Source organism: Bacteroides sp. 51, from assembly GCF_010500965.1.
Taxonomy (GTDB): domain Bacteria; phylum Bacteroidota; class Bacteroidia; order Bacteroidales; family Bacteroidaceae; genus Bacteroides.
The window spans coordinates 77,254-89,703 of the sequence record NZ_QVMI01000019.1 but is presented as its reverse complement, the minus strand read 5'-3'; the positions used below and the strand labels follow the sequence as shown (position 1 = coordinate 89,703).

The 12,450-nt window shown below is 41.0% G+C and carries 8 protein-coding genes; 6 read left to right on the top strand and 2 right to left on the bottom strand.

The window, feature by feature from the left end:
• The 6 genes from D0T87_RS14915 to D0T87_RS14890 all read left to right on the top strand — a co-directional run bounded on the left by D0T87_RS14915 (position 1) and on the right by D0T87_RS14890 (position 5,693).
• The gene (locus D0T87_RS14915) at positions 1 to 1,680 is read left to right on the top strand and encodes a glycosyltransferase family 39 protein (protein ID WP_163175940.1); all 1,680 of its coding nucleotides are present in this window, start codon (positions 1 to 3) and stop codon (positions 1,678 to 1,680) included.
• 2 nt (positions 1,681 to 1,682) lie between these two features.
• Positions 1,683 to 2,330: a lipid-A-disaccharide synthase N-terminal domain-containing protein gene (locus tag D0T87_RS14910; protein ID WP_163175939.1), complete on the top strand. Its 648-nt coding sequence runs from the start codon at positions 1,683 to 1,685 to the stop codon at positions 2,328 to 2,330.
• A gap of 15 nt (positions 2,331 to 2,345) precedes the next feature.
• A complete protein-coding gene (locus D0T87_RS14905) occupies positions 2,346 to 3,410 on the top strand; it encodes an NAD-dependent epimerase/dehydratase family protein (RefSeq protein ID WP_163175938.1) in 1,065 nt (354 codons plus the stop codon).
• A gap of 48 nt (positions 3,411 to 3,458) precedes the next feature.
• A complete protein-coding gene (locus D0T87_RS14900) occupies positions 3,459 to 3,902 on the top strand; it encodes a copper resistance protein NlpE (RefSeq protein ID WP_163175937.1) in 444 nt (147 codons plus the stop codon).
• Between the two features lie 101 nt (positions 3,903 to 4,003).
• Positions 4,004 to 4,714 carry a DUF169 domain-containing protein gene (locus D0T87_RS14895; protein ID WP_163175936.1) on the top strand — a complete coding sequence of 237 codons (711 nt, stop codon included), beginning with the start codon at positions 4,004 to 4,006 and terminating at the stop codon, positions 4,712 to 4,714.
• Between the two features lie 58 nt (positions 4,715 to 4,772).
• Entirely contained in the window at positions 4,773 to 5,693 is a 921-nt protein-coding gene (locus D0T87_RS14890) for a sugar phosphate isomerase/epimerase family protein (RefSeq protein WP_370526854.1), read from the top strand.
• A gap of 195 nt (positions 5,694 to 5,888) precedes the next feature.
• On the opposite strand, the gene D0T87_RS14885 is transcribed toward D0T87_RS14890, so the two are convergent.
• Complete coding sequence (locus D0T87_RS14885) at positions 5,889 to 8,189, bottom strand: RagB/SusD family nutrient uptake outer membrane protein (RefSeq protein WP_163175934.1); 2,301 nt, start codon at positions 8,187 to 8,189, stop codon at positions 5,889 to 5,891.
• 37 nt (positions 8,190 to 8,226) lie between these two features.
• Entirely contained in the window at positions 8,227 to 11,727 is a 3,501-nt protein-coding gene (locus tag D0T87_RS14880) for a SusC/RagA family TonB-linked outer membrane protein (RefSeq protein WP_163175933.1), read from the bottom strand.
• Positions 11,728 to 12,450: the final 723 nt, after the last annotated feature.

Genomic DNA, 12,450 nt, shown 5'->3' with positions numbered 1-12,450 from the left:
ATGTATAATAGGGAGAGAATACTGGATAAGCCTTATATTCATTATGTCGTGATAGTTGTTGTTTGCTGTTTTGCCTTCTTTATAAACAACCAGGTTATACCGGCCGATTTAATGGAGTCGCGCAACCTGGCAACAGCGCAAGAGATGGTACGTACCGGAAACTACCTGATTCCAACCATGAATGGGGAGTTAAGATTGGAGAAACCGCCTTTGCCAACATGGATTGCTGCCGGCATTGAACATATTGCACCAGGGAGTCTTATCGTGCAGCGTTATGCATCGGGCATAATGGCAACCCTTATGGTTGTTTTCTTATATCTTCTGGTTGTAGAGATGACCAGAAATAAAAAAGCGGCATTGTTCTCCGGTCTTGCATTGGCTACTTGTTTCAATGTTATTCTGATGGGGCGAACGGCAACATGGGATATCTATTGCCATAGTTTTATGCTTATGGCTATTTATTATCTGGTGTTGGCTTTAAAGAAAGAAGGAGCACAATGGAAGAACTTTCTGGCAGCGGGGATATTTATGGGACTTTCTTTTTTGAGCAAAGGTCCGGTGTCATTTTATGCTTTACTGCTTTCTTTTATTATAGCTTACGGATTTACTTTCAGACCATCTTTAAAGAAAAAAGTTGCCCCGTTGATCACTATGATCCTGTTGTGCCTGGTCATTTCTTTTTGGTGGAATGTTTATTTACTCCTGTCTCATCCGGAGATGATGTTGTATGTGGCCCATAAAGAATCGTCTTCATGGATTAATTATAATGTCCGTCCCTGGTATTACTATTGGAAGTTTGCTGCCGAAGCAGGAATCTGGGCCTTGTTCTTGATTACTGCCATAGTGAGCCGGCAACGAAGCACTACATTCAAAAACTCCTGGCGGGGTAGTGGCGATATGTATGTTTTTGCCCTGACTTGGTTTCTGTCTTCATTGGTTTTACTTTCCGTTATTCCCGAAAAGAAAACAAGGTATTTATTGCCGATACTGATACCGGGTGCCATACTTATAGGCTTGTACTTTTATCATAGCCTCAGCAATCTGAATAAGCGCATAGATAAAGTTATATTTAAGATCAATGCTACGTTGGTTGCAATTATTTTATTGGCCATTCCTGTAGTTTTATATGTAATGTTCTATCGTAAAGGGGAGATGGGATTGATGTTGTTGATCTTATCTGCCGTGTTGAGTTGGGCATTATGTATCTATATCCTCAGGTCTACTTATGCAAAAGCAATCAGGGTGGAAAGTGTATTCTGGGGCATTGTTTTAAGTATGATGATGATTGAGGCTGTATGCCTGGACCCGATTGGAGATATATTTATCAATGCCGATAGAAACAGTATCAGATTGTTGCGCGAAAATGATAAGGTGCGGGGATTGCCATTCTTCTATAACCAGGATGAAAAGTTGCGTATGGAATTGGTGTATGAGGTTAACCAGACATTGAAACCTATGGATGTAACGAATGACTCACTGATATCTGCCAATAGTCCATTTGTATTTGTCAGTGGAAAACCTGCGGAACAACTTTTTGCAGGTAAGAATGTTGTAATAGAAAATATCGGAGAGTTTGATAATAACTGGCGGAAAACCGGAAGTAAAAGATACAATTGGGATTTGGTTCGCAATGTTGTTATTGTGAAAAAGAATCAGCCTTCAACTGTAAATGACAGATAAGTATGGAAGATAATGTATGGTATTTTGCGTTGGGCTTTTTGGCACAAGGGCTGTTCTCGGCACGGATGCTGGTCCAATGGATTCTGTCGGAGCGGGCTAAAAAAGTCGTTTCGCCCACAATATACTGGCAATTAAGTTTGCTGGCCTCTATTTTGCTTTCTGTTTATGGTTGGCTGCGGGGCGATTTCGTGATTATATTCGGGCAGATGTTTTCTTATTACATTTATATCTGGAATTTAAATAGTAAGAACCATTGGAAGGATATATATCCGGTTCTGCGCTACATTATCGTTTTTATTCCGGTCATAGCATTGGGCTATGTGTTGTTTGATGCTGATGTAAGTAGCAATAGGTTATTTAATCATATTCCATTAGAGTTATTGTTGTTCGGATCATTAGGACAGATCATTTTTACTTGCCGTTTTATTTACCAATGGTGGTATTCCAGATCAAGAGGAGAGTCGGTCTTACCTTTTAATTTTTGGCTGTTAAGCATTATAGGATCATTAATAACCATTGCGTATGGTGCATTCAGACAAGATCCGGTTTTAATTATTGGCCAAAGCGTAGGGTTTATCACTTACTCAAGAAATATCTGGCTCATAATGAGGGAGCAACATGGGAAATCAATAGAAAAACAAACAAGATAATTAAAAGCAGACAAGATGAAATTATTAATAACCGGAGCTGCCGGATTTATAGGATACCATATAGTCAGGGACCTGATTCAACGGGAAGGCATGCAGATTATAGGGCTTGACAACATAAATAATTATTATGATGTAAATCTTAAGTATGATCGTTTGGCAGAGTGTGGTATCAACAGAAATAGTATAATAGATAAAGCCTCGTGTAAGAGTGCAATTTTTCCTAATTATACTTTCTATAAGGCAGATATCGCTGATTCTGAAACGCTGAACCGGATTTTCGGGAAAGAGAAAATAGATGTAGTTATCCATATGGCTGCACAGGCGGGAGTACGCTATTCGATAGAGAATCCTCATGCCTATGTGTTGTCTAACCTGGTTGGATTTGCGAATGTGTTGGAATGTTGCAGGCATCATAAGATCAAGCATTTGGTATATGCCTCCAGTTCTTCGATATACGGACAGAATAATGAGGAACCTTTCCGGGAGAGTGATAATGTAGATTATCCGGTAAGTTTTTATGCGGCTACCAAAAAGAGCAACGAGTTGATGGCACATACGTATAGCCATTTATATCAATTGCCTACAACGGGTGTTCGTTTATTTACCGTTTATGGTCCTTGGGGTAGGCCCGATATGGCTCCTATGTTGTTTGCCGATTCGATAAAAAAAGGGAAAGGTATTCATGTTTTTAATCATGGGAATATGCTGCGTGACTTTACTTATGTAGAGGATATTGTAAAGGGTATTGTTCTGTTATTGGAGCGTATGCCGGACGCGAAAACGGAACATCCATTTTATCAGATTTATAATATCGGCAATTCAGCCCCTGTGAAATTGATGGATTTTATTCAGACGATGGAAGGGGCTATGGGGAAAAAAGCGATATTGGAGATGTTGCCTATGCAGCCTGGCGATGTGACAACAACCTATGCCGATACGACGAAGCTGATGCATGATACAGGATACAAACCAGCTACAAAATTAACAGAGGGTATAGCGAAGTTTGTAGAGTGGTATAATAGTTATTTTAACAGGCCGACTCAATTCTTTGTCTTTTTCGATGAACAAACAGCCATTTAGAATGTTGTTTTATTATAAAACAACCTTTGTGGAGTAAATGTGTGGCTTATGAAAAAGATTATGTGGATGATGTTCCTTATAGGTGTATTGTTGAGTTGTTCCAACTCCAAACAGGGTCATAGTAAGAAAACTGTGGATGAACAAGAGCAGGTAATTGATGCTCATAATGCCAGGAATTCATTAGATTATCAGGGTACATATACCGGAATTATACCGGGAGATGATGGTAAAACTATGAATATCAGTATTGCATTGACCGAGTCTGAGTATGTTCTACGTATTACTCCTCTGAAAGAAAATGAAGAGACAACCATAAAAGAAGGGAAATATACGTGGGATAAGAGTGGTAGCGTTATCACTCTTATTGGTGTAAAAGGTATTCCTTCAAAGTATTTTGTTGCTGAGAACCAACTCAGGCAACTGGATAAGGATGGTAAGCAATATGTTGGTGAGAATGCTGCCAATTATATTCTTCGTATGCACTGGAATTGAGTTTTAAACGGCGTGTGATTATTAAAATAATCTTGCTTATTCTTTTTATTATCATTGAATTGGGGTATTTTTGTTAGAAAGGCTATGTAATACTCTAATATATGGAAATCAATCAATTTATTCAAAATTATAGGGATGCTTTCGGTGAAGCGGCCGATCTTCCTATTGCTTTATGGTATTCCGATACTCCTGTTGCCCAGACAAATAAAATAGGTGGATGTTTCTTTAAGGGAATGGAAGAGGTGCGTAACGGTGCGCCCATCAGCTTGAATGCTGATGTTATAGGCTGTGGTGGTGGTAAATTCTATACCGGATTTACGGAAATGCCCGAGCGGATACCCAATTTCGTTTCGTTAAAAGAGAAGTATAAGCAAACTCCCGAAATGGTGCTTGATTTTATTGAAGGTATGGGTGTACCTCTTGCCGAGAAAGCTTACCTCAATTTTATTCGTCTGGATAAACTGGATAGTTTTGAGCAGGTTGAGGCTATTCTGTTTCTGGCAACTCCTGATATTCTTTCGGGACTTACCACCTGGGCTTTCTTCGATAGCAACAAGGAAGATACGGTAGTCTCTACTTTCGGGTCGGGGTGCAGTGCTGTAGTAACCCAGCCTATATTGGAGAACAGGCGAGGAGGCAAACGCACATTTCTGGGATTCTTCGATCCTTCTGTCCGGCCTTATTTCCAAGCCAATATATTGAGTTACACGATTCCGATGTCGCGGTTCAAAGAAATGTATTACACCATGAAAGATAGCTGCTTGTTCGATACCCATGCGTGGGGTAAGATAAAGGAGCGGATCGGTTTTTAATGTTGAATGGTTACAGAAAGGGGAGGACTACGTCTTTTCCTTAGAATAATCTGTAAATATGTTCAACATAAAAACTGAAAAAATGAAGTATGCAATTTCTTATTTATTTTTGTTTATAATCTTGGTGTCTTCGTGTGGAACGGGCAAGAAGAATAGTACCGTAACCGAACCGGAGGAAGAGAGATACAAACTGGCCGTATGCGATTGGATGATACTGAAACGCCAGAAAATAGGGGCTTTCGAACTGGCTCATGCAATTGGTGCCGATGGTCTTGAACTGGATATGGGCAGTCTGGGAAAGCGCGACTCTTTCGATAATAAGTTGCGTGAACCACATTTCCAGCAACTATTTAAAGAAAAATCAAAAGAATTTGATGTTGAAATCTCTTCGATAGCCATGTCGGGTTTCTATGCCCAATCGATTGTTGACAGAAGCAATTATCTGGATTTAATCCAGGATTGTTTGCAGACCATGAAGGTTATGGGAGTAAAGGTTGCTTTCTTGCCGCTGGGAGTTGAAGGTGACCTGGTGAAGAACCCGGAAAAACGCCCGGAGATGGTTCGTCGACTTAAAACGATTGGCGATCTGGCGGCTGAGGATAATCTTACGATAGGCATTGAAACATCATTGGATGCTAAAGGGGATATTGAGTTGCTAAATGAGATAAACTCGCCCGGAATAAAGATCTATTTTAAGTTCCAGAATCCTTTAGAGGCGGGTCGTGATGTTTATAAAGAACTACGAATTCTGGGTAAGGAACGGATATGCCAGATTCATTGTACAGATACCGACGGAGTAACATTACCTCATAATGAACGCCTGGATATGTATAAAATAAAAGAAGTACTGGACGATATGGACTGGCGTGGTTGGCTGGTTGTGGAACGCTCGCGCGATGCGAATGATATTCGCAACGTAAAAGGGAATTTTAGTGCGAATATTACTTATTTGAAACAGGTGTTTCAGTCGGGTCTTTGATCCCTCTATTTTCTACTCGTTTTGTTTCGCTGTAAAACATTAAATTTTTGCATGCAATAAACGCCTTTTTTGCATGCAAAAATTTAATGTTTATCATACCCCTCTCAGGAGCGCCCTTACCTATATATATATAATAAAAAAGACTATCTTCACAGCGAAGATAGTCTTTTTCTTTTAGTTTTGATTACGAATCAATTATTCCGGCAGACAATAGTAATAGTCACCATTCTGAATTGAAGTATCGGTTGCGTTACCGTTTGCATTTGCATACATCCATCCGGCATTCTGTTTCAACCAATCATTTCCTTTGGCAGGGTCATAGAAGTCATAGTGCAATGGATAGACATAATACCAGCCGCGGAACGAGAACAGATAATCGCGGTCGGCATTACCCGAACCAGAGTCCATTCCGTATTTGAAGCCCATTGTTCCACCAACCGGATCTTCGGTAACCATGCCCACGCTGGCATAGAATGCATCTAGTTTGTCGAAAGCCGCGTTACGATCAGCATCACTCATATTACGGGTAATGGCAGGAACATCTTTTCTGGCCTGATTGCCTTCCAATGGGTCAGCCTCTTCTGCCTGAGCAGTATTTAACTGATATCCCCAAACCTCACCCGTATGCTTGTAACCATTCAATGGGAAAGAATACCCCAGTTTGGTCACTACATTATCTGTTTTGGTATAATTCGGTCTGCCATCATTACCATCGTAAATTCTCCAGCCCTGTCCCCATGCCAGGTTAGGATCATATAATCCATCACCATTAGCTCCGGCAATACCCGGGTCGAATCCGGCTCCGCCATCAAACAGCAACCAACGGCGTAAATCCCAGGGACGTTTACCTTCGTAGGCAAATTCGATACGACGTTCATGTAAACACGCTTCGATAGCAGCATACTTATTAGCAAACGCAGCACCCAGTCCGTAATTGTCGGCAGAAGGTATACCTACTCTTGCGCGAATCTTTTTCAGGTAGTTCATACAGTTACTTACATCACCTTTGGCAGCATAAGCTTCGGCAATATTCAACAGGATTTCCGCATAGCGATATTCCATAATGTCGGTACCTGCATAAGTTTCCGATCCTTTGGCTACATTCGGATTACTCATTTTCCAAACAATCGCTTTACTTTTCTTCATTGCACCACCATCGCCGGTTGTACCGTCGGTGTAGCGATATTGTGAACCATATTTGTAAGCATACAGCCAAATGCGGGTGTTTGCACTACCTGTAGTCCACTCGCATCCCGAGAATGCCAGACTGCGATAGAAACGTGGGTCACGATTACGATAGAACTTCTCGGGGTCGTATCCGTTAACCGGAGTTCCATTCAGGTCTACTGCCCGTTTACCGTTAGCCAACGGGAAAGCATCAATCATCTGCTTTGGAGCCGGGATACCGGCACCGCTTCCGTCTATCACCTGCGGACGAATCAAAGCTTCCCATGAGTTGGAATACTTGGAATCGAAGTTACTGTTTCCATTTTTAGGGATAAGTATAATTGCTTCAGGATTGAATGCTCCGGCAGCATACGTATAGAAAGCCTGGTCCCAGGTATTGATATCATTTACGCTTGTGCCATATCCGGCAGCGTTTGCAGCAGTTTCGGCGGCTAAACCGGCATCGAGCGCTGCTTGCCAACGGGTACTACCGGTGTTGTCCCAGCTTGCATTGAAAATCGGACTGGCAGCATATAGGCGTACACGGCTGATCATGGCTTTGGCGGCCACAGAAGTGAAACGTCCCATATCATTGCTTCCCCATTTGTCGGGCAGTAAAGTAGCTGCCTGTTCGAAGTCGGTACAAATCTTGTCGATGCAATAAGCTATGTCCTGACGGTCAGATTTATCTGTCAGTTCGGGCAGGTCATCCATACCGGTGCTATACCAGGGCACACCACCTAATAAACGAATGGCATCAAAATACAGCCATGCACGCAGGAATATGGCCTGACCTTTGAGCTTATCCCAGAATAAAGGATCTTCTTGTGGATAATCAGGACCATACTGATCAATCTGGGCAATGTAATTATTGATCATATATACGTGTGGATATAACGTATAGCGACCTACGTTATTATAGTTAGTTCCACCGGTGCGTGGGTCGTTCCAGTATACAGGATTTCCCATGTGGTTACCTGCTTTTACCTGTTTTGAGTATTGGCCCGAGTAATAGCCCTGTTTTCCTGTAGAACCAGGATTACCGAATCCGTATTCATCGGAGAAATAACTGAACTGACCACCCATGTTGGGGTTTTGAGCTTGTCTCATTAAAACATCCGCACCACAAAGCGGAGAGTTATATCTTCCGATAAGGTCGGCATACACCCTGGCAAATGCTGCATTTGCCTGATTGGGATCACTAAAGATATCGGCAGGTGCAAATACACTGTAGTCTCGTTTATCCTGCAAGAACTGATCGCTACAGGATGTGTGAGTAACCATAACGGCTACCCCTGCTAATAATATTGTAGCTATTTTATTTTTCATTTTCATTTAATTTATATCGTTTGTGATATATCTGAACTTAGAAAGTCAGGTTTACACCCAATGTCCATGTCCGTAGTGTTGGATATCCGCTCTTCGAGCTATCATACATATTGCGGAACTTCTTTGGGTATGGATTGTAGAAATCCCATAGGTTATTCCCCGTAAGGGTGAACTGCATTTTATCAATATTGATTTTCTGAGTCAGCTCCTTGGGAAGCGCATAAGCCAATGTCATATTGCGCACGTACATGCGGAACGTGCTCACTTTCCAGAAATCAGAGCGTCTGTTCCATGCATTAGATACCGCCATACTCGGATATTTACCGTTTGGATTATCTTCCGGGTCGAACATATCAGTTACATAAGCATATTGTGCCCAGATCATATTGTCATTGCCCGTACCTATAGACTGGTAGGTCGAAGCATCGTTGATTGCACTATATCCGCCCCAAGAGGTTGATATTTGTGCGCCAAATGACAGGTTGCCCCATTGTGCACTTAGCTTGGTATTGATGTTGTGACGACGGTCGTTGGCTAGTTTTATATAATCTTCGCCGTGATCGGCAGATATGACACCATTCGGTCCGGCAATGGTTTGGTTAGCTACATCGATATCTCCGTGAACATCTTCATAAGCTAGCATACCGAGACGCATGTTATCTTTACTGGTAACTCCCAGGTAATTAGGATTTGTACCGGCAGCAGTTGCCAGATCGGTCAGGTATTGCCAGTATTTGTCAATATCGTCTTGTGTACGCAACATACCATCACCTTTGCTTGTGTGTTTCCACGTTCTGAATCCCCATTCGTGGTCAGGACCTTTGTGTCCGGTACGCATGGCTTCATCCATTTCAGCAGGATAATCGAACACCCATTCCTCACCCAATACAAGTTTATTCCAGGAGATCGAATAGTCCATTCCTATTCCATATCTGATGGCTCCCCATGAAGGCAACAGAGATTGATTAATCTTATCAGTCCATTTAACCGAGAACTCCCAACCCCAAGCATCTGATTTACCATAATTGATCATCGGTACTCCTGCTCCGCGGTAAACCGGGTCATTTTCAGCATCGGCTGTTACCTGCATCAACAAATCCTTGGTCTTATCATAGAAGTAATCAACAGAAAGGCTCAGACGGTTATCAAGCAAGTTGACATCAATACCGTAGTTCTGTTTAATGGTGGTATCCCACTTAATGTTACGGTTAAATACTCCATTGTTTTTGAATACTGCACCGAAAGTAGGCTGTCCGTCAAGAGAACCAAAGCCAAGCCCTGATGTAGTGCTAACGTCGAATGCCGGCATCCAAGACCATGCAGCTACATTGTCTTTACCCGTTTTACCTAAACTGGCACGTATTTTAAAATAATCTACGTATTTTGATATCTTGCTGTTCTTGAAGAACTTTTCTTCCGAAGCTACCCAACCCAATGACCCTGTTGGGAATGTACCCCAATAATTCTCAGGAGCAAACTTGGTCGATGCATCCGAACGGATCAGGAATTGTGCCAGGTAACGATTACTGTATTTGTAGTTCACACGTCCGATATAGGATAAAGTTCCACTTTCTGATCGTGTAAATTGGTTGTCAGTACCTCCGGTGCTTATTATTCCGGCAGAACTACTCACGCCATTATATGAATCCCATGGGCCTTTATACAACAGTTCAAGACCATTACCGCTGGCTTCTCCGCGTTCTACCACGGCGGTAGCCGATATATCATGCTCACCAAAAGAACCATCGTAGGTAATCATGAAGTTCATTTGCTCACTCTTACGTGTAGGCTTCTTGTAGTTAACTCTGGGTTGATTATCAATGTTCGAACTCCTACCATATGAGATATAATCATATGTCGTATTCGGATTGATAAGATGATTACCATCTGTATTGGTATTGGTGGCACGTGCCAATGTGTAATAATCACCTACATCATGCAACAGGCTGTTTGTATAGCTTAATGCATAAGTTGCTTTCATTGAAAGCCCTTTTACAAAAGGTACATCATAGATCAATGAGAAGTTTGCATTGTAACCATTTTCTTCTTCTTCTTTTCTAGCCTTAGATGCTTCGTTGGCGAAGAAGTTCCATATCGGATAATTGGTGCTAACATTATTATTGTTACTTGTATTTACCGAATGGGGTCCTAACCATGGCGAAGTATAGAAGTTCTTCATCGTTCCGTTTTCTTGCTCCACGTCTACCGAAATAGGAATATACTTCGGCATGTGGCGAAGAATAGCATAGTCTTGTGATGCAGGTTGATTACCCCATGGTCCGGAAGTAAATTTAGCTTGTTCTTTTGCCGATACTTTTTCATTGTTATATCCGGCAATAGAAGCTGATAGTTTCAATCCGGAAGCAACCTTCATTTCACCACCTGCACGGAATGTCCATTTGTCATAATCCTGCACACTACCCAGGTTTGTTTCTTGCTTCTGATACGTAAGTCCGGCAAAGAAAGTTACTTTGTCGGCACCTCCGCTAACAGTTAGTGAGTGGCGATGTGATAAAGATGAGTCCCATGCTTTATCCAGCCAATTATAGTTTAACCCTTTCATGGCTTCTAATTCAGCATCCGAGTAACTATAATTTGTATAGTCTGTACCGCCATTGGCTTTTACCTGGCGAAACATCCGGTTAGTAAATACTCCGGTTTCATAAGCACTCATGGTTTTCATGTGGCTTACAGCATCCGCAAAATCTAATTTACCCGAGTAAGTGATCTTTGGAGCTCCTACTTGTCCGCGTTTCGTTTTCACCAGGATAACCCCATTAGAAGCACGTGAACCGTAAACAGCTGCCGAAGCGTCTTTCAATACAGTCATGCTCTCAATCTCGGAATGGTCCAGCATATTAAATGTTGTCATATCCGGATTACCCAATGCGTCTACCTGTACAACATCATCAATAACGATCAGCGGTCCGAATTCTACAGCACCTGTAAGCTTTGGAGCCGGAGAACGCACAGTGAATGTACCGGTTGAACCTGGGCGACCATTACTCTGTGATACGTTTAACCCTACAACTTGTCCGGCCAATGCATCTACGATAGATGCACCCGGAAGATCTGCAATCTCATCCATCTTAACAACAGAAGCTGCACCGGTCAGGTCTTTGACGCGTTGTGCTCCATAACCAACGATTACGACTTCTTCCAATAGCTTGGAATCTTCGGCCATAATTACTTTTACTACTCCGTTTGCCGGTACGGTTACCACTTGGGTAGCATAACCAATAAACGAAATTTCAATTTTACCATTAGTTGGAACAGATAGGTTGAATTGACCATCCAGATCAGTAATAGAGCCAACGGTGGTGCCTACTACTTTTACATTTGCACCAATGATTGGTTCTCCGGTTTCATCAACTACCGTACCTTTTACTGCTCTGTTTTGCTGGACAGCCTGAACAGTATTTGCTTCTGGTACGGCCAGAGCATACGTTGATGTACCTACCAGAAAAAAACACAAACAGAAGGCTTTAGCCCATTTCCCAGCTTGCGTTCTTTTCCATAAGAATGAATAATTCTTCATAGATCAAATTTTTAATTAAACAAAATAAATATAGTTTTCTCTTTATGTTGGTTTTGTTTGGAATTTGCATGTGAGATGTTTATTTAGAGTCGTTGATTTGTAATTATAGTTGCAAATAGTGATTAATAAACGTTCGTTTAAAAAACAGAAATAATGACGACTATAAAAAGTAAAGTATTCTATTGCTAATTAGATATAATACATATAAATCATAGAATAGATAAAAATCGCACTTGTGCATTTTGAATCATATAATTGTAAATTATATTTTCAATAAAATAGAAGCGGGTTATTGTGGTTGTTACTTTTATAAAGAGTCGTCGTTTTTTTATATGGAAAGAAAAGGGATATGATGCTTTTTTAGGCTTTTTATGTTTTTTACACCTACAATTCTGTTTTCCTAGGATATAATACTTGCTTTTTTTGCATTATTATTTTTTTTTAATGTTAGGTGATTACAGATAAGAATTCAGTCCGTCTTATAATAAAATACATCCCTGGGGTGTTAGAAGATTAAAATAGATGTAAATGAAATGTATTTCTAATTTGTCTTTGTTAGTTGTTTATAAGTCTAATACTTCTTGTACTTTTTACAAGAAAAATATATTTGTATCCATATTAAGCAAATACCATTATTTATATCGTTTTTTAAACGAACGTTTAGTGAACCATTTAAAAAAGAGGCTAATAATAGGCTCTTTTATTGGTATTTAGACTTAATGT